15 protein-coding genes are annotated in these 19,745 nt (G+C 49.1%); 5 read left to right on the top strand and 10 right to left on the bottom strand.

The features are described 5' to 3' along the window. Positions 1 to 150 precede the first annotated feature (150 nt). Positions 151 to 1,287, top strand: a complete 1,137-nt coding sequence (locus NOG12_RS07800) for an energy transducer TonB (protein WP_313932902.1) — start codon at positions 151 to 153, stop codon at positions 1,285 to 1,287. Here the strand turns inward: NOG12_RS07800 and NOG12_RS07795 are convergent. Next, the gene (locus tag NOG12_RS07795; RefSeq protein ID WP_313932901.1) at positions 1,271 to 2,221 is read right to left on the bottom strand and encodes a LysR family transcriptional regulator; all 951 of its coding nucleotides are present in this window, start codon (positions 2,219 to 2,221) and stop codon (positions 1,271 to 1,273) included. The genes NOG12_RS07800 and NOG12_RS07795 overlap by 17 nt on opposite strands. 128 nt (positions 2,222 to 2,349) lie before the next feature. Here NOG12_RS07795 and NOG12_RS07790 point away from each other — a divergent pair, with 128 nt between their 5' ends. From NOG12_RS07790 to NOG12_RS07780, 3 genes are read left to right on the top strand one after another with little or no spacing between them, the layout of a single operon-like run. Continuing rightward, the gene (locus tag NOG12_RS07790; RefSeq protein ID WP_313932900.1) at positions 2,350 to 3,447 is read left to right on the top strand and encodes an efflux RND transporter periplasmic adaptor subunit; all 1,098 of its coding nucleotides are present in this window, start codon (positions 2,350 to 2,352) and stop codon (positions 3,445 to 3,447) included. Next, entirely contained in the window at positions 3,447 to 6,542 is a 3,096-nt protein-coding gene (locus NOG12_RS07785) for an efflux RND transporter permease subunit (protein WP_313932899.1), read from the top strand. Before NOG12_RS07790 ends, NOG12_RS07785 begins: the two co-directional genes overlap by 1 nt. Next, positions 6,539 to 7,291: a 3',5'-cyclic-nucleotide phosphodiesterase gene (locus tag NOG12_RS07780; protein WP_313932898.1), complete on the top strand. Its 753-nt coding sequence runs from the start codon at positions 6,539 to 6,541 to the stop codon at positions 7,289 to 7,291. Before NOG12_RS07785 ends, NOG12_RS07780 begins: the two co-directional genes overlap by 4 nt. A gap of 32 nt (positions 7,292 to 7,323) precedes the next feature. Here NOG12_RS07780 and NOG12_RS07775 read toward each other — a convergent pair whose 3' ends face one another. The 3 genes from NOG12_RS07775 to NOG12_RS13340 form a co-directional block, all read right to left on the bottom strand. Next, positions 7,324 to 7,977: a hypothetical protein gene (locus NOG12_RS07775; protein ID WP_313932897.1), complete on the bottom strand. Its 654-nt coding sequence runs from the start codon at positions 7,975 to 7,977 to the stop codon at positions 7,324 to 7,326. Between the two features lie 233 nt (positions 7,978 to 8,210). Next, complete coding sequence (locus NOG12_RS07770; protein ID WP_335342699.1) at positions 8,211 to 8,708, bottom strand: efflux RND transporter permease subunit; 498 nt, start codon at positions 8,706 to 8,708, stop codon at positions 8,211 to 8,213. Then, entirely contained in the window at positions 8,690 to 8,911 is a 222-nt protein-coding gene (locus NOG12_RS13340) for a hypothetical protein (RefSeq protein WP_335342698.1), read from the bottom strand. The genes NOG12_RS07770 and NOG12_RS13340 overlap by 19 nt, the downstream gene beginning before the upstream one ends. 116 nt (positions 8,912 to 9,027) lie before the next feature. Here NOG12_RS13340 and NOG12_RS07765 point away from each other — a divergent pair, with 116 nt between their 5' ends. Then, on the top strand, positions 9,028 to 9,798 hold the full coding sequence (locus tag NOG12_RS07765) for a hypothetical protein (protein ID WP_313932896.1): 771 nt from the start codon (positions 9,028 to 9,030) through the stop codon (positions 9,796 to 9,798). Positions 9,799 to 9,869: 71 nt separating this feature from the next. Here the strand turns inward: NOG12_RS07765 and NOG12_RS07760 are convergent, their stop codons facing one another. From NOG12_RS07760 to ampE, 6 genes are all read right to left on the bottom strand, one after another. After that, the gene (locus NOG12_RS07760; RefSeq protein WP_313932895.1) at positions 9,870 to 11,939 is read right to left on the bottom strand and encodes a M13 family metallopeptidase; all 2,070 of its coding nucleotides are present in this window, start codon (positions 11,937 to 11,939) and stop codon (positions 9,870 to 9,872) included. A gap of 198 nt (positions 11,940 to 12,137) precedes the next feature. After that, positions 12,138 to 13,568 carry a dihydrolipoyl dehydrogenase gene (lpdA, locus tag NOG12_RS07755; protein ID WP_162014525.1) on the bottom strand — a complete coding sequence of 477 codons (1,431 nt, stop codon included), beginning with the start codon at positions 13,566 to 13,568 and terminating at the stop codon, positions 12,138 to 12,140. A 73-nt stretch (positions 13,569 to 13,641) separates the two neighbouring features. Next, complete coding sequence (aceF, locus tag NOG12_RS07750) at positions 13,642 to 15,399, bottom strand: dihydrolipoyllysine-residue acetyltransferase (protein ID WP_110075932.1); 1,758 nt, start codon at positions 15,397 to 15,399, stop codon at positions 13,642 to 13,644. A gap of 21 nt (positions 15,400 to 15,420) precedes the next feature. Continuing rightward, positions 15,421 to 18,090: a pyruvate dehydrogenase (acetyl-transferring), homodimeric type gene (gene aceE / locus NOG12_RS07745; protein ID WP_313932894.1), complete on the bottom strand. Its 2,670-nt coding sequence runs from the start codon at positions 18,088 to 18,090 to the stop codon at positions 15,421 to 15,423. A gap of 9 nt (positions 18,091 to 18,099) precedes the next feature. After that, positions 18,100 to 18,855 (bottom strand): pyruvate dehydrogenase complex transcriptional repressor PdhR, encoded by a 756-nt coding sequence (pdhR, locus tag NOG12_RS07740; protein ID WP_110075934.1) that lies wholly within the window; start codon positions 18,853 to 18,855, stop codon positions 18,100 to 18,102. A gap of 85 nt (positions 18,856 to 18,940) precedes the next feature. Next, a complete protein-coding gene (gene ampE, locus NOG12_RS07735; RefSeq protein ID WP_313932893.1) occupies positions 18,941 to 19,723 on the bottom strand; it encodes a regulatory signaling modulator protein AmpE in 783 nt (260 codons plus the stop codon). Positions 19,724 to 19,745 lie beyond the last annotated feature (22 nt).

Below are 19,745 nucleotides of genomic sequence, written 5' to 3'. Positions count from 1 at the left end.
GCGAGAAAAAAATGCCAGTCAGCTCTTAACTGACTGGCATTAGGCCCTTGGTCAGCTCTTTTTTATTTCCGCAATCTGTAAATCATTTGCCTTCGCTATTCTTGTTTGTTATTTTTTAAAAAAATATAACAATAACGACAAGGAATTCTCATGCATCTCATGGTTCGCAATTTGCTATTAGCCGCAGGGTTACTTGGTGCTTCACTCACGCCCCCGCAAGCGCTAGCTGAGACTGCAGCCGAGACAGCCGAGACCAGCGCAGCAAGTACCTTTGAACAGGCCTATGCCGCTTTACAGCAAGCGCACCAGCAACAACTCCCTAGCCACGAGCTAAGAAGCTACGCGCAAAGCGCCTATCAAGCGGCCAGTGCTTATTTTGGTGACGAGCACATCAATACGGCTAAAATGAAGCTGTCCTTCCTGAACTTGTTAACTCCGAGCCAGCACAGCAGCGGTGATTTTGCTGACCTTGCTACCAGCGTGCTCGATACCTACGAAAGCGAATACGGCGCCGACGCCGATGAACTGATCCCGACGCTGATGATGGTGTTACGAACGCAACCCGTGCGCGCTCATTTACGCAAAAATCGTGCCCTATTTGAACGCTTAATCGAAGCGGCAGAACGCTCTCCTAGCCTTAGCGTTGAACAACAACTACGACTCAAAATTGACGCAGCCACCTTGTTGTTGGCACAAGGCAACCCAGCTAGTCGAGCCCTGCTTGATTTTCCTGAACAAGCGCAGCAACAGCTTGGCGCAAGCCATGACTTAACTTTGTTGGCAGAGTTCTCGGCGGCTCGTTATTTAGAAGTGAACCAACAAACCCGAAGCGCAACTGACTACTTTGAGAAAATCAGCCAACACCCATTTACTGAGCAAGCCTCAGAGACCCAACTGAGTATCAAGTACATGAGCCATGCCCGTTTGGTTGCTACGTATGAAGGCATTGGTGAAAGCGATAAAGCCACCAAACATTGTTTAGCTATTGCCGCTATGGGGCGCGGTATTGGTGACGAAGAAGAACCCACCCCAATTTACCGAGTGAACCCGGAGTTTCTGCCTAGTATGGCGCGTGACGGTCATAGCGGTTCAACGGTATTGATGTTTGATATTAATAAGCTAGGTATGGTGGAAAATATTCGAGTCGAAGAAGCCAGCCATAAAGCTTGGGCTCGGGCCGCCACCAAAGCCTTGCAGCAGTGGCGCTATGCACCACGGTATGTGAATGGGGCTAGCGTCGATACCGCCAATCGCAAAGTTGTCTTTGACTTTAATATTCGCCGCTAGCATCACTACTAGTATCACCATGAGCACCAGCAAAATACTGCCAAATCAGCCGTTCAGCTGGGCCAGCTAAGCGTTCCGCTGAACGAACCATGTGTACCTCTAGGTTCACCTGATTAATAAAACCCGGAATATCAATAGGCCGCAACATCTGTTGTGCGATGGCATCACCGACCAGATCGCCGGGGATGATCCCCCATCCCATCCCAGCTAGCAATAACTCGCGTTGGGTGATGGAGTCATTCACTCTAATCCGTTGCTGACCGGGCATCCGTAAAATAATATCAAGATCAATACCAACATCTTGATTTTGCGGGATCAACATGGGCAAATCCAGCAAGTCTTGGCGTGATACTTTTATTGCTGCAGGATGAATTGCCGCGGGGTCAACTAAACCAGCTTGCTGCAACAGCGCTGGTGCTACCACAATCAGTAATTCAAACGGTCGCACCCTTACCGTCTCAAAATCACCGTGCTGACGGAATACGGGTAGCCAAGGGCATAACGCCAATTCAGCTTCGCCATCACGAATTTTCCGTAACGAGCGCAACTGGGAATCGCCGCTTAACAATAACTCCGTTGCCGGAAAGGTCTGCTGTAACTGCTGCAGCGCAGGAAACAACACCGCCGGTGCACAGGTGTAGTCATAAGAAATCCGTAACTGCGGCTCAGCCCCGGTGCGTAATTGCTGGGTGAGTGATTGCAGTCTTTGATTTTGCCGAATCACCTCACTGGCCTGGCGCAGAAACTGTTGGCCACGCTGTGTCAGCGCTAAGCGATAACCACTACGATCCAATAATTTGAAACCAGCTTCCTGCTCGAGGTTTTTTAGTGCCATACTGACCGCAGCTTGGGTGCGATGCATGCGTTCAGCAACGGCTTGCACCGAACCGACTTCAGCCAAATGAATGAGCATTTCTAGTTGGTTCAGCTTCATCGTTAACCCTATAAGTTTTTCTTAAGATGTTTTTAATTTTTATTCAGTATTACTTTAGCTTTGCTTTGGCTAAAATAACAGCCTAAGTTTTCTTAATCGCTTGGTGAATACCACGCAGAGGTTGCCCCATGAATTACCCAGCTCGTCTAGTTACTTGGTCTTTGTTCGCAGTTGCTGTTATCAGCGTAGGCGCTTGTTCTCCAGCCCCAGAAGCAGCTGCGCCAACGGCTGTCGCTCAACCGGTGAAGTTAATGACGGTAAGCTACGGCCATGGAGAACGGATTCGTCGCTTCCCAGCTGTGGTTGAAGCTGCGCAAGTGGCGCAACTGGCATTTCGAGTTGCGGGTGAAATTACCGAGTTTCCGGTCAAAGCTGGTCATGATGTGAGTCAGGGGCAGTTAATTGCCAAGCTTGACCCAACCGACTACCAATTGGTGCTAGACCAAGCACAAGCAAGGTTTGAGTTAGCTCAAGCACAATTTACTCGTACTGAGAATTTGGTGGCGCAAGGGGTGATTTCGCCGCAGCAGTTTGATGAGGTTAAATCGAACCTCGAGGTGGCCCGCGCTAATCTAGAAACGGCTAAGGCAAATGTGCGTTACACCGAATTACGCGCGCCTTTTGCCGGTACCGTGGCCCATGTTTTTGTTGAGCGTTACGAAACCGTGCAACCCCAGCGAGCTATTGCTACCATTCAGCTCAGTAATGCCGTAGACGTGAGTATTCGGGTGCCTGAGAGTTTATTTGCACGAGTGCAAAGACAGACAGATTATCAACCGGATGTGATGTTTGCAGCAGCCCCAGAGCGTCGCTTTAAAGCCACCCTAAAAGAATGGGACGCCACTGCAGACCCTGCTACCAACACCTATAAAGTGGTGTTCACCTTACCGGTACCGACCGACTTAAACGTACTTCCGGGCATGTCTGCCGCCCTTGAAGTAGACGCGAGCGCCATTGCTCAACAAGCGGCAGCGGCCATTATTGTGCCTAGTTCAGCGGTGTTTTCACCAGCCACCCAAGCGGCTAGCAGCGGTCATGCCGTATGGGTCTATCAGCCCGAGGCCGGCGTGGTGGAGCTGCGTTCGATTACCATAGGTGCGGTAACCAATCACGGCGTTGAGGTGACCGCAGGCCTAGTCGATGGTGAGCAAATTGTCGTTGCTGGAGTGCATGCATTAACAGACCAGCAGCAGGTACGGCCATGGACTAAAGAGCGAGGTCTGTAATGAACATTGCTCGTTACAGTATGAAGCGCACCACCACCAGCTGGATGGTGCTATTTATTCTCTTACTTGGCGGGATTATCGCGCTGCTTAATATTGGTCGCTTAGAAGATCCTGAATTTACGCTGAAGCAAGCCATGGTCATTACCCAATACCCTGGCGCAACGGCGCAACAAGTTGAAGAAGAAGTCACCTACAAGCTGGAAAATGCCATCCAGCAACTGGCCAATGTTGACCACATTACTTCGGTCTCTAAACCCGGGCTTAGCCAAATCACCGTAGAAATGCAAAGTACCTTGCGCAAACATCAGATGCCACAGGTGTGGGATGAGTTACGGCGTAAAATTAACGATGCCCAGCCTCAACTTCCGCCCGGCAGTGGGGTGCCCATGGTGAAAGATGACTTTGCTGATGTGTATGGCATGACTTTTGCGATTTCCGGCCCCGGCTACAGTTATCAAGACATTGCTGATTACACCGATTTTTTACGCCGCGAACTGGTGCTAGTGAAAGGCATAGGTAAGGTGATGGTAGCCGGCAAACAGAACGAGCAAGTGATTGTCGAAGTGTCGCGCGAGAAGCTTGCTAACTTTGGTATTGCCCCACAGCAGTTGGTGAATCTACTGCAAACACAAAATGCGGTTAGCGATGCCGGCCGCGTGCAAATTGGTGATGAGCGCATTCGTTTGCAAACCAGTGGCGAATTTCAAGATGTTGCCGCACTGGCCGATTTGATGATCAGTAACCCGGGCGCAGAAGAGCGGATTCTATTACGCGATGTGGCCACTGTAACTCGCGAATACCAAGAAATCCCAACCCATATGGTGCGTTACAACGGGCAAGAATCTTTGTGGCTAGCACTGTCTTTTGCTCCTGGCGTGAACGTGGTGGAAGTAGGTGAACGCGTTACTGCTAAACTGGCTGAGTTAGAATACGCCCAACCGGTCGGCATGCAGCTCAGCAACATCTACGATCAACCCAGTGAAGTGGATAAATCCGTCACCAACTTTCTTATCAACCTAGCCGAAGCCGTAGTGATTGTAGTGGTAGCCTTGTTGGTGACCATGGGGCTGAGATCTGGCGTGTTGATTGGTAGTGTCCTGCTAGTGACCGTGCTCGGTAGTTTTATCTTCATGTATTTAATGGATATTCAGCTGCAACGGGTCTCTCTTGGCGCTTTGATTATTGCCTTAGGCATGTTAGTTGATAACGCCATAGTCGTGGCCGAAGGTATGCTGGTTGGGGTGCGACGTGGTTTGTCGCGGATTCAAGCCGCCAGCGACGTGGTGCAACAAAATTTATGGCCACTGCTGGGGGCGACAGCGATTGCCATCATTGCCTTTGCGCCGATTGGGCTATCTAAAGATGCTAGCGGTGAATACGCCAACTCGTTGTTCTGGGTACTGTTTATATCGCTGCTATTGAGTTGGTTTACCGCCATCACTCTCACGCCGTTCTTGGGTAATATTCTGTTTCGCAAAGATGCTCGCGCGCGTAGCGCCATCGAACAGCCCGAAGATGATGACCATGTTTATCAACACTGGGTATTTCTAGGCTACCGCAAGCTTTTGCTGGGCTTTTTAAGTTGGCGAAAAACCACGGTAGCCGTGATGTTGGCGCTGTTGGTGCTGGCTGGCTATGGTTTTACTAGCGTAAAACAGTCTTTTTTTCCGCCCAGTACCACGCCGATGGCCTTTATTGATTTATGGTACCCGCAAGGAACCGATATTCGCTCGACCTCCCAGCAGGTGAAACAGCTTGAACATTACTTGCAACAAGAGTACTTGCAACAAACAGAAGCAGGCCAAGAGGCTGCTGGCTTAGATTTTGTTGCCACCACCATAGGCCAAGGCGCTCCTAGGTTTACCCTCACCTATATGGTCGAAAAATCCTACGAAAGCTATGCCCAGTTGATTCTGCGTGGTACCGATAATCAGCATTTGCAACGGATACTCGAGCAATTTGAAGGCTACCTGCAACAGCAGCAGCCCGATGTTGAGTTTAAGATCAAGCCCATTGAAATGGGCCCCTCCCAAACAGCGAAGCTCGAAGCGCGCTTCAGCGGCCCTGACCCGTTGGTGCTGCGTCAACTGGCAGACCAGGCTCGGCAGATTATGGCAGCCGATGCCGGAGTCCATAATCTGCGCGATAACTGGCGCCAACGCACCAAAGTGCTCGAAGTAGACTTTAATGAAGCCGCAGCGCGACGGTTAGGCATTACCAAACAAGACGTTGATGATGTGCTTAAACGGAATTTCACCGGGCAAACGGTGGGAGTCTATCGCGATGGTACCGAGTTACTGCCGATTTTGGTTCGAGCGCCAGCACCGGAACGTAGCGATCTAGACAACTGGTATGAGTTGCAAGTTTATAGCTCGGCGTTGCAACAGCATATTCCGCTGGGTCAGGTGGTGCATGGCATTCAGCTGGCCGCCGAAGATTACCTGATTGTGCGGCGCGACCGGAAAAGAACCATCACAGTAATGGCTGATCATGATATTTTCTCTGACGAAACGCCCGCCATGGTGTTAGCCCGAGTGCGCCCCGATATTGAAGCCATTCCCTTGCCGCTCGGCTATGAGTTAAGCTGGGGTGGTGAGTTTGAGGCATCACAAAAAGCCACTGGCGCAGTGTTTCAAGCCTTGCCATTGGCGTTTCTGGTGATGTTCATTATTACTGTGTTGCTGTTTAGCTCTATCCGTCAAGCTGGGGTATTGTGGACCACAGTCCCCTTGAGCCTGATTGGGGTTACTCTGGGGCTATGGCTCACTGATCAGCCCTTTGGTTTTATGGCGTTATTAGGCTTTTTGAGTTTATCAGGCATGTTAGTTAAAAATGGCGTGGTCTTATTGGAACAAGTGCGCGTAGAATTAAGTGCTGGTAAAGCAGCCATAACAGCACTGGTGGACGCCTCCGTAAGCAGGGTGCGCCCCGTCTCTATGACTGCCGCTACCACGATTGTGGGAATGATTCCGCTGCTGTTTGATGACTTCTTTGTAAGCATGGCGGTGGTGATCATGTTTGGTTTAGGCTTTGCAACCTTACTTACCTTGGTTGTGGTGCCGGTGATGTATGCGTTGGTGATGCGAGTAAAATGAATATAGCAGTGTTAGGAGCAAGTGGTGGCCTCGGTGGCATGACCGGTAGTACCTGTGTGCAAGTTTCAGAACGTATTCTGATTGATGTAGGTACTGGTGTCAGCCAATTGTTGTTAAAGCAGATGCAGCAAGTGCGGCATATTTTTCTAACTCACAGCCACAGCGATCATATCGCTTGTTTACCTATGCTGTTAGGTAACTTATTTAATGTGGCTGATGCTGATGAACCTGTCACTGTCTATGGCTCGGCCGATACTATCGCGGCTATCCAAGCGCATGTGTTTAATTGGGTCATCTGGCCCGATATGCAAGAACTACCTAGCAAAGCAGCACCACTGTTGCGCTTACAAACCATCACTGCAGGCCAATCCATTGCTATTGATGGTATTAGCCTCACCCCTTTTGCCACCTATCATACGGTGCCAACCTTCGGTTATTCTATTTGCAAAGAGCAGCAGCATACGGTGTATGTGGCCGATACTGGCTATGCCAGCAGTCTGGTTGAGCAGATTAATCAGCTGGGCGTGATTGACGATATTATTTTGGAGTGTAGCTTTCCTAATGAATTGGCAGCAGTGGCCAAGCAAAGCTGTCATTTGACCCCACAGCTATGTTTGCAACTCTTAGCTGAGTTGACGCAGCCGCCAAAACGGGTGTGGATCAATCATTTAAAACCAGATGTGGCGGATGAAGTACATAAACAATTGCGGCAGCAGCACCCACCACAGGGCTGGCAGGTGCTGCTATAACTTACCGCTCAACAATGCGTGTTCAAGCTAGGTTAGTAGGTGCTTACTTTAACGTTTGAATCACCCACACCTAGGTTGATAGAGACTACCGCGGTACCCGCACCACGACCTTTGCTGCTGGCGGTCATCAAGAAGCGGTTGTTCTCGACTTCCGCTACGCCCTTTACCTGGCTGTCGCCGATGCCAATATCGCTGGTGATGGTGGCTAGGTCGCCGCGTAACTCAAGGTCCACTTCGCCTACGCCCACATCCAGATTGATATCGGTCGTCCACATCTCACCACCGACGGTGCCTACCCCCAAATCTGCATCTACGGACGCAATCTTGGGCAGCTGAATCACCCAATCAAGCTTAACGTTATCTTGCTCTGGTACGCTTAGCACCAAACGGTCACCGTCTTGTTTTGCAGTTAATTGAACCGCCTCAAGGTCACCGTCGTTCCACATTTTGTCGCTATCGGCTTTGGCTGTTAGGGTAACTGACAGGGTGTCGCCAGTGGTCGCAACAAATTTAATTTCTCCAACACCAGAATCCAAGCTGAGCTTAGTGCTGCTGGTGACTTGATATTCGGCACTCATGGTTTTTTGCTGTGCAATAGTAGCAGCTGCTTGAAAGGGCATGCTGGCTAGCGTTACCAAGGCGATTAATCCAGTCGCAAAGTTCCATACAACCTGTTGCTTTTTCATTGTTTTATTCCTTTTATCCATGTTGGTTATGAGACCGGTTGCAGCGGCTAAATTATGCTGCAACCTTTGGTCTGATTTTTTAATCACTTGCTAAGACTTAAGCAAATGCTGTGCCAACTCTGATAAGTTATTATAAAACAACAAGTTAAACAACAACCCTTAGAGATAAAGAATGACCACTTAAGCTATTTCACTAGTTTTTAGTAAAATTTATACTAACGAAGCGGCGATTTTCACCACCGCTTTAAGTACAGCCAATACACTGCTGGTATCACCAACAAACTCAGCAATGGCGCTACAATCATGCCTCCTATCATAGGCGCAGCGATACGCTGCATCACTTCGCTACCGGTACCTTCGCTCAGCATAATCGGCAACAACCCAGCGATAATAGTGAGCACCGTCATGGCTTTAGGCCGCACCCGCTGTACGGCGCCCTGCATAATCGCCTGCTGCAGCTCAGCCAAGCTGGGCTTGCTGTTAGCACGGCGAGCTTCAGCTAGGGCCTGATTTAAATACAGCATCATCACTACTCCAAACTCTGCTGCCACCCCCGCCAAAGCAATCATACCCACTCCTACCGCGGTGGATAAATTAAAGCCTAGCGCCCAGACCAACCAAAGACTACCACTGAGTGCCAGAGGCAGAGTGACCATGATCAGTAAGGCTTGTTTGAACGACTTAAAAGTGACGTACAGCAGCATAAAAATAATCACCAAGGTGATTGGCACCCCGTCTTCAGCTTATTTTGTACCCGTTGCATGGATTCATACTGACCCGACCAACTGACGCTGTAGCGTGGCGGCAACTGATAGCTAGCCACCAAAGGTTGGGCGGCCGCTAACACATCACTGACGGCGGTATTAGCATCCACATCAATAAAAAGCCAGCCGTAGGTAAGAGCTAGATTCAACGATTGCAGCAGGTCAGTCATGCTATTTCACCTTGACACCCCCCCCTCTGCTGCTTAAATTAAACTTCAACTTAACATTTTTTAACCAGTTGTACTTTTGACGCCCATTATTTCATCGATACAAAGGATGACTCATCATGACATTGCCCGTTAAATCATTAGTGCTCATGGCTATGCTGTCGTTACTAGGCGCTAGTTCTGTGAATGCCAAATCTGTCGGTAATAAAGAACAGCCAAGACCCGATCCAGGAGCAGAAGTCATCTATCTTGTCGCATCTACCATAGGGCTCTCATTAGATGAACTTAACCGTTCTTTTAATGTGATCGTAGGTTTTCAATCCGGTAAATTTACCCTGCCAGAACTAGATTCACTTGCTGATGATGAGCTGCTGCTCATGATTGATAGGTCTGCAGAACCCTTCGCCAGTCTCGACAACCAACAACTCATGCTGGTGGCGCAACGCTACCTGATTGAAACCGAGCTGTTGGCTGCTCGCGCTGATGTTGACGTTGACAAGTTTCGTCAGTTCTATCGTACCTTTGATAGAACCATTACGCTGGCGCTGCGCGTCAATAAGTATGTTTCAGTAAAGCAGCGTAGCAGTCTCTCCCCTGATGCGTCACTCACTTATATGGATGTGGATACCTTTGATGGCCCTATCATAGATTGCGACCGTTCTTGCCGGGCGGTGCAAGAGCAAGTTTGGGAAAACATGTTTGGGCAACTTACTATCATGGGCGACATGCAGAGCTGGGAGAAGCAGCATGGCTCACAGTCATTAGGAACTGTTGCCCGTATTGTTGATCATGAATCAGGCAAGTTTATTGAAGTAAGAAATCAGTCTAGTTCGCTGGCGTGGGTATCGATCATTGGTGGAAGTGACTGCGGCGCTGCTGCTTGTATTTAACGTATTGATAAAAAAAGCTGAAACAGCGGTAAGACTGTTTCAGCTTGGGTTAAACCATTTGAGGCTAAGGCTTACCAGATTTTTACGCGTTGCTCTGGTGCCAAGTACAGGTCATCACCTGGTTGCACATCAAAGGCTTCATAAAAGGCTGGTACGTTTACCACAGTTCCATTCACACGGTAATCAGCGGTCGAGTGTGGACCACGCACTACTTGGTTACGCACAAACTCATCACGCATTTTGGTTTTCCATACTTGCGCCCAGCCTAAGAACACGCGCTGCTCACCGGTGTAGCCGTCCATAACTGGAGCTTCTTCTCCAGCTAAGGCATTTTTATAAGCACGGTAAGCAATGGTTAAACCGGCTAAGTCACCGATGTTTTCACCTAAGGTGAGTTTACCTTGCAAGAAGGCACCCGGAATAACTTCGTATTGGTCTGTTTGTGCCGCTAACATGTTGGCACGTTCTTCAAACGCTGCGCGGTCTGCTTCAGTCCACCAGCTGCTTAAGTTACCATCGCCATCGTATTTAGAGCCTTGGTCGTCAAAACCATGACCTAGTTCGTGACCAATAACAGCACCAATACCACCGTAGTTCACTGCATCTTCAGCATTCATATCAAAGAATGGCGGTTGCAAGATACCAGCTGGGAACACGATTTCGTTACGCACTGGGCTGTAGTATGCATTGACGGTTTGTGGCGTCATGCCCCACTCTTCTTCTTTAACCGGCGCGCCGATTTTAGCTAACTCTTCATTGAACTCAAACAACGCTGAACGCTTGTAGTTACCTACCAAGTCATTGTCTGCAATGGTTAATTCAGAATAGTCACGCCACTCGCTTGGATAGCCGATGTAAGGCGTAAACTTGTTCAGTTTTTCCAATGCTTTAGCTTTAGTGTCGGCACTCATCCACTCAAGATCTTGAATAGATTCACCGTAGGCCGTAATCAAGTTAGCTACCAGTTCTTCCATGCGCGCCTTGGCTGCCGGTGGGAAGTATTCAGCGACATATAATTGGCCCAAGACTTCACCTAACACGCCATTGGTAGCGTTAACGCCGCGTTTCCAGCGTGGTTCTTGCGCTGGAGTACCATTAAGCACGGTACCGTAAAAGGCAAAACGACGATCGTTAATTTCTTCAGTTAAGGCACCAGCATAACGCTCAACGGTTTTGATGGTTAAATAATGCTGCCAAGTTGTCACATCAACATCGGCGAACATGTCACCAAAAGCTTCAAAATAACTAGGTTGACGAACAATCACATCAGCCGCTTTTGCGACGCCGGTGGCAGCAGCGTAAGCATCAAAATCAAAGCTACCTAGGGCCTCAGCTAATTCTGCTTTGGTCATTTTGTTGTAGGTTTTATCCGCGTTACGGCTTTCAATACGAGTCCACTGGGCTTCTGCTAGTTTGGTTTCTAACGCCAAAATAGCTTCAGCGGCGGCACTGGCTTCAGCATAATCGACTAACCCTAAGATATCAGCGAGGTAAGCTTGATACTGCTGACGGATCTCAACGTACTTCTCGTCATCGCTCAAATAATACTCACGATCGGGTAAACCTAAACCTGATTGTGACATGTAAATAGCGTTAACTTCAGGGTCTTTCGCATCTGGATAGACATAAAAACCAAACGGTGAGCTCACCCCATATTTAGCTAGCTCGGCCATCCGTGCGACCACATCCGCATGAGTTTTAACCTCGGCATTGGCTTGTAAATCTGCGGCAATCGGGTTGTAACCAAGGCTGTTTAGAGTTTCAACATCCATAAAGCTATTGAAGAAATCACCAATTTTTTGCGTATTAGTGCCAGCTTCCGCACTACTAGCGGCGGCTTCTTCAATAATGCCACGCAGACGTTCTTGGTTTTGTTCTGCTAAATCTAAGAAGCTACCGATGCGTGATTTATCTTCTGGCATGTCAGTGTTTTTATGCCAAGTACCGTTCACAAACATGAATAAATCATCTTGTGGACGAACACTGGTATCAAAGTTTTCTAACACTAAGCCAGAGGTCAGTTGTTGTTGTGGCTGTTGCTGTTCTTGTTGTTGTTCTTGCTGTTGCGGTTGCTGGGGCGAACACGCTGCCACCCCTAGGGCTAAGGCTACGCTTAGCGCTAACGTGCTTACTTTATTCATAAAATCCTCGTTGCTGGATATTGTTGCTAAGTTATCCTTGCTACCTTAAGCCAAGGTGCGGCGTGGTACAACAAAAATCCCGACAACTACCCGCATACATCGGCTTATTTGTCGCAAAAACCGGTCGTACAAAAGGCAAAAAAAATCCGCAGCTGCTGAGCAACTGCGGATTCTTGGCTGCGGCATAAAGCCTACAGCTTATTTTTTCTTGGCTTTTTTGTTTGGCAGGTCAGTAATAGAGCCTTCAAACACTTCAGCTGCTAAGCCCACAGACTCATACAAGGTTGGGTGTGCATGAATAGTTAGCGCGATGTCTTCTGCATCACAGCCCATCTCGATGGCTAAACAGATTTCGCCTAATAACTCACCGGCATTAGAACCAACGATAGCACCACCGATAATACGGTTGTTTTTATCAAACAACAGCTTGGTGAAACCGTCTGTAGCACCTTGTGCGATAGCACGACCTGAAGCGGCCCACGGGAATACTGCTGCTTCGTATTCGATGCCTTGCTCTTTCGCTTCTTTTTCAGTTAAGCCAGCCCATGCAACTTCAGGATCCGTATAAGCAATAGAAGGAATCACTTTCGGATCAAAGTAATGTTTCTTGCCGGCAATCACTTCTGCTGCAACATGACCTTCGTACACAGCTTTGTGCGCTAACATGGGCTGACCAACGATATCGCCGATAGCAAAAATATTACTTACGTTAGTACGTAACTGCTTATCTACTTCAATAAAGCCACGGTCAGTTACCTGCACGCCAGCATGTTCTGCGCCAACTTTCTTACCGTTAGGAGCACGGCCTACAGCGACTAACACAGCATCATATTTCACTGGTTTTTCAGGGGCTTTGTCGCCTTCGAACGTTACGTGAATACCATCTTTCTTGGCTTCAACTTTCGCTGCTTTGGTGTTCAACATGATGTTATCGAACTTCTTCGCAATCGATTTAGTGAAGGCTTTAATGATGTCTTTGTCCGCTGGCGGAATTAACTGCTCAGTCATTTCCACAACGTCAACTTTGGCACCTAAGGCACTGTATACACAGCCCATTTCTAAACCGATAATACCGCCACCTAAGACCAACATACGCTCTGGTACAAAACGTAATTCTAAGGCTGCAGTTGAGTCCCAAATGCGCTCATCTTCGTGTGGCACAAACGGTAACTTGATCGACTGTGAACCAGCAGCAATGATTGCATGCTCAAAGTTAATGGTGGTTTCTTTGCCATCAGCATCTTTTACTTTCAGTTGCTTATCGCTCGCGAACTCACCGACACCGTTGACCACGGTAACTTTACGCATTTTGGACATTTGTCCAAGGCCACCGGTTAATTGACCGATAACTTTTTCATTTTTGTGCGCACGAATTTTGTCTAAATCAATTTTCGGAGCACCAAACTCAACGCCTGCGGCTCCCATGTGCTTGGCATCTTCAATGTGCTTAGCAATGTGTAATAAGGCTTTAGAAGGAATACAGCCCACGTTCAAACATACCCCACCTAAGGTGTTGTAACGTTCAACAATCACTGTGTCTAAACCTAAATCGGCAGCACGGAATGCTGCTGAATAACCACCTGGGCCGCCACCTAGAACGACGACTTGGGTCTTCACTTCTTTGCTCATAAGAACCTCTTTGAATTCGGCTGTGTTCGGTCTGTGGGGCTTATTATAACATCCCCACCACAAATTGTTTAATTTATAAGACTAATTTACGAATATCCGACAAGACATTGCTCAGGTACACACTAAAGCGTGCGGCCACGGCGCCGTCAATCACGCGATGGTCGTAGCTTAAGCTTAATGGCAACATTAATCGTGGCTCGAACTCTTTGCCGTTCCACTTAGGTTTCATGTCGCTCTTAGATACCCCTAAGATAGCGACATCAGGCGCATTCACAATCGGCGTGAAGGCGGTTCCACCAATGCCACCTAGGCTAGAAATTGAGAAACATCCGCCTTGCATGTCTTGGGCCTTAAGCTTGCCATCACGTGCTTTAGCACTGATTTCTAACAGCTCATCCGAAAGCTCGTAAATGCCTTTTTTGTCGACATCACGAATCACAGGAACCACCAAGCCGTTCGGGGTATCGACGGCAATACCAATGTGCACGTATTTCTTCATGATCAAGTGTTCGCCATCGTCTGCTAACGATGAGTTGAACACTGGGTATTCGCGCAGAGCTTTCGCAACTGCCTTCATGATAAACACCAGCGGGGTAATTTTTACGCCGTCTTTCTTCTTCGCCTGCAGTTCATTTTCTTGCTTACGGAAAGCCTCTAACTCAGTAATGTCAGCTTCGTCAAACTGGGTTACATGTGGAATCGTTACCCAATTACGGTGCAGGTTTGGCCCAGAGATTTTCTGGATGCGGGTGAGTGGCACCTGCTCTACTTCGCCAAACTTACTGAAGTCTACTTTAGGTGGTGCAATTACTTGCAACCCACCGGCACCTTGGGCTACGCCACTAGATGCGGTAGCCTTAGGCCGTGACAATTCGTATTTCACATACTCTTGCACGTCTTCTTTGAGAATACGACTCTTACGCCCAGAACCTTTCACTTGAGTCAGGTTCACCCCAAACTCGTGTGCTAAGCGACGCACCGCTGGTGACGCATAGGCTAGGCCTTCGGCTTTACCTTTTTTGTCTAACGGATGGTCAGGCACCGGTGGTTTACGTTCGCTAGTGCTGCTATCTGCTGCGGTTGCGGCGTCGTCTTCTGCGGCATCTGAACTCGCTACCGACGGTGCTGGCTCGGCTTGGCTAGCAGCTGGTGCCGCTGAGCTCGCGCTTGCTTCACGTATTTGCAAACGCACCACCAACGAGCCTTCTTTTACCTTGTCGCCGACTTTCACTTCCACAGATTCAACCACGCCAGCTTGTGGGCTAGGAACATCCATGGTGGCTTTGTCGGTTTCTAGGGTGATCAGACCGTCTTCTGCGGCAATTTCATCGCCAGCGCTTACCAGCACTTCAATCACGTCCACTTCACCAGATTCGCCAATATCAGGCACCATCACGTCGATGGTTTTGGTGGCACCGCTGCCTGCCTGCTGCTCTTCTGAACTGGCTTCTGAGCTGTCGTCAGAGCTGTTGTCAGTACTGTTGTCAGAGCTGTCTTTAGCGCTTGCTGCCTCTTGCTCTTCACCTTTGGCGGCGGGCTGTTCTGCATCAGCGCCAGCATCTTTGTCAGCATCAGCATCCGCGCCAGCTTCCGCTGCTGCTTCAAACATTGCCAACAAATCGCCTTCTTTGATTTTGTCGCCAACCTTCACTTTCAGTTCAGCCACAACCCCAGCAAAAGGCGCTGGAATATCCATCGACGCTTTATCGCTTTCAACTGTAATCAACGAGTCTTCAACTTCTACCTGGTCGCCTTTAGCCACCAGGATCTCGATAACTTCAACTTCATCACCGCCCACGTCTGGGGCTTTTACTTCTTTCAAGTCTGCCATAATAGCCTCCGCTCCCGTTGCTTACGCGTACAGTGGATTGATTTTGTTGGTATCGATGTTGAAGTCTTTGATGGCTTGTTCCACCACTTTCACCTCAATATCACCCGCTTTGGCTAACTCGGTTAATGCTGCCACCACAATGTACTGTGCGTTCACTTCAAAGTGACGACGCAGATTTTCACGGCTATCTGAGCGGCCGTAACCGTCTGTGCCTAACACGCGATAAGCAGTAGGAACCCACGCACGGATTTGGTCAGCATACTGCTTCATGTAATCCGTTGCGGCGATGGTCGGGCCTTTAGCATCCGCTAACACCTGAGTCACATAGGCTTGTTTGGCCTTGCCGCCCAAGTTCAGCATATTGTAACGCTCGACATCATAACCGTTGCGCGCCAGCTCGTTGAACGAGGTTGCGCTGTAGACCTTGGCATTCACCCCAAAATCAGCGGCTAAGATGCGGCCAGCCTCACGTACTTGCTGCAAGATGGTACCAGAGCCTAGTAATTGCACTTCTGCTTTAGCGCCTTTGGCTTGATGACTCTCTAGCTCGTACATCCCTTTGATAATGCCTTCTTCAACGCCTTCTGGCATTTCTGGCTGCACGTAGTTTTCGTTCATCACGGTGAGGTAATAGAACACGTTTTCTTGCTCACCGTACATGCGACGTAAACCGTCTTGAACAATCACTGCCACTTCGTAACCGAAGGTAGGATCATAAGTGACACAGTTAGGCACTGTGTTAAACAAGATATGGCTGCTGCCGTCTTGGTGTTGTAGACCTTCGCCGTTGAGGGTGGTTCGACCGGCGGTACCGCCGACTAAGAAGCCACGCGCTTGGCTGTCACCAGCGGCCCAGACCAAATCACCCACCCGTTGGAAACCGAACATCGAGTAATAGATGTAGAACGGAATCATCGGCTCGTTATTGGTTGAGTAGCTGGTTGCTGCTGCTACCCACGACGCCATCGCACCAAGCTCGTTGATGCCTTCTTGTAATACTTGGCCTTGTTTATCTTCACGATAATAAGCTACTTGGTCAGCATCTTGCGGCTCGTATTTCTGCCCTTGGCTGGAATAAATACCCACCTGACGGAACAAGCCTTCCATACCAAAAGTACGGGCTTCGTCTGGAATAATAGGTACGATCCGTTTACCAATTTTCTTGTCTTTGAGTAACGCCGTGAGAACCCGCACAAACGCCATGGTGCTTGAAATTTCACGCTCACCAGAACCTTTAGTGACCGCCTCAAAGGCCTTCAACGATGGAATTTCTAACTCAACATCGGTGTTTGGACGGCGCACTGGCATAAAGCCACCCAGTGATTCGCGACGCTCGCGCATGTACTTCATTTCTGCGCTGTCTTCTGGGAACTTGTAGAATGGAATCTCTTCAAGTTCGCTATCTTTGATTGGAATGTTGAAACGATCACGGAAGTGCTTGATCGCTTCCATGTCCATTTTCTTCACCTGGTGGGCAATGTTTTTACCTTCACCAGCAGCACCCATGCCATAACCTTTCACGGTTTTGGCTAAGATCACCTGTGGCCGACCTTTGGTGTTTACGGCCTTATGGTAGGCAGCGTAAACTTTCATCGGGTCGTGACCACCCCGGTTTAAGCGCCAGATATCTTCGTCTGTGAGGTTAGCGACCATGGCTTTGGTTTCTTCGGTTTTGCCAAAGAAGTGTTCACGCGTGTATGCGCCGCCCTTAGCTTTGTAGTTCTGGTACTCGCCATCCACGCTATCTTGCATGATTTGCGCTAATTTACCTTCGGTATCGCGATACAGCAGCGGATCCCAGTAACGACCCCAAATCACTTTAATCACTTCCCAGCCGGCGCCGCGGAAAGTACCCTCGAGTTCTTGGATGATCTTGCCGTTACCACGTACCGGACCATCTAAGCGCTGCAAGTTACAGTTCACAATAAAGGTGAGGTTGTCTAAGCCTTCACGAGTAGCTAGGCCAATGGCACCCAAGCTTTCTGGTTCATCCACCTCGCCATCACCTAAGAAGCAGTACACGCGCTGGTTTGAGCAGTCTTTAATGCCACGGTCCGTGAGGTATTTTAGGTAACGTGCTTGGTAAATCGCCTGCATCGGGCCTAAGCCCATGGACACCGTAGGGAACTGCCAAAAATCAGGCATTAAGTTCGGGTGTGGGTAAGACGGGATACCCTTGCCATCTACTTCTTGACGGAAGTTATTCAGTTGCTCTTCGCTGATGCGGCCTTCTAAAAAGGCACGGGCATAAATCCCTGGCGAGGCGTGACCTTGAATATACAAATAGTCGCCACCGTCTTGATCCGTCGGTGCTTTGAAGAAGTGGTTAAAGCCCACATCGTACAACATGGCTGATGAGGCGAAACTTGAAATGTGACCACCTAGTTCCAGCTCTTTTTTCGAGCCACGCAGAACCATAGCTAAGGCGTTCCAACGAATCGCCGCACGAATACGATGCTCAATGGTGCGGTCGCCAGGCATGGTCGGCTCTTGGCTAGCCGGAATCGTATTCAAGTATGCAGTGGTGGCATTGAATGGCAAATAGGCACCGCTGCGACGTGCCTTTTCAATCAATGACTCCAATAAAAAGTGACCGCGCTCAGCGCCGTCTTGCTCTAACACGACCTCAAGAGCGTCTAGCCACTCTCTGGTTTCTTGCGGGTCGATGTCATCTTTCAAATGGTCAGTCATACTTTATCCTTACCCTTGCTGAGTTCGGCGTAGCGACCGTTGAATGCGTGATTGTTCACGATTCGAGGTAAGCAACGCATGTTCAATATAGGCCAACAACTGATGGCAATGTTCACGTGCCTGTTCTGGTTCGCCAGCTACAATAGCAGCAACAATGTGCTGCCGATGTTCATGTAATTGCTGAACCACACCCGGTTTGTGGGCGAGGTCTTGCAAGTTTTGTAAAATATTTCGCTGCAACAATGGCTGCATACTGCGTACTAGGTGCAATAAAATCACATTGTGCGATGCTTCAGCGATTCTGAAGTTAAATTCACCTAATGCTTGCGCCTGAGTCGCCAACTGCATGCCCGGCTCGCGCTGCAAATTCGCAAACGCCACCTGGATAGCTTCTAAATCCGCTGGGGTACCGCGCATAGCTGCATAGTACGAGCAAATTCCTTCAAGCGCATGACGGAACTCAAGTAAATCAAATTGTGATTCTGGATGCTTGGTGAGTAGATCAAGTAAGGGTTCGGCCACGCGTTGTTGCATGTTATCGCACACATAGGTGCCACCGCCTTGACGGCGCTCAATTAAGCCGCGCGCCTCTAGCTTTTGGATGGCCTCGCGTAGACTTGGCCGCGATACCGAAAACTTGGCCGCCAAATCACGTTCCGATGGCAGCCGCGCACCAGCTTCTAGCGTGCCATCGACGATCATGGCTTCAATTCTTTCCATGATCACATCTGACAGTTTGGTTTGTTGTATGCGCTGAAACGCCATAATTCATTCCCGCAATATTGCCAGTGGTATTACCAATAGACCAATATTGTAAGCCTTCGGCTGACAAAAGCCAAATAGAAAAAGCTTACAGCCAGCCGGCAATCGTCAATAGTGCTATCAATACTATGTACAACAAGAAGTTACGCTTAACTAGCGCGACAGTGGTCTGAGCAGTTAACTGCTCTGCTGCTTCTGCTATTTTGGTTAAGGCAATGAAGTTATTCTGCGGCTTATTGCCGATGGCGCTTAACCAAACCGCCGCGGCTTGGCGGAAATTACCCACCAGCAGCATGCCTAACCCCATCGCTCGCGTTGGCAACCAGTCCATAATTTGCTGCAACGTCTGCCAACCCTCGCTGCGCTCATGCCGCATGTCGCGCAAGGTCGCGTAGAGCAAGGCTCCCATCACCCCAAACAGGACAAAATACAGCATCACCGCAAAATAATGGCGAAGATGAATCCACAATAGTAAATGCTCAACGGGCGCGGCTTGTTGACGCCCACTGGCCTGGCGTAAACGCCGCAACTGGTAAGCCTGCTCGGCTGCATCCTCTTCCTCTTGAGCGATAACATAAGCTTTATAGGCGGCTCGCGCTTGCGGCGCTTGAATCGCCACTAATAGGCCTAAGCTGCTGATTAAAAAACTAAGCAAAAGGCTATTAAAAATGGCCAGCAAAAATCCCACCAACAGCGCTGGAATTAACGCCCACAACACCTGCCCTAAATTATTTTGGCGCCATTGCTGCAACTGGGTATTGTTGAGTTGCGCATGTTGCCAGCGCAGCACCAACCGCCGCCAATGTAGATTGCGGGTCACCTCAAGGGTGCGTTCTAAACTATAGGCTAACAAAATGGCCAGTAACGACATGGGGTTCCTTTTAACCTCTCAC

This window comes from Pseudidiomarina fusca (genome assembly GCF_032227045.1).
In the GTDB taxonomy this organism is placed as follows: domain Bacteria; phylum Pseudomonadota; class Gammaproteobacteria; order Enterobacterales; family Alteromonadaceae; genus Pseudidiomarina; species Pseudidiomarina fusca.
Note: the sequence above shows the minus strand (reverse complement) of the source record. Positions and strands in the feature narration are given on the sequence as shown.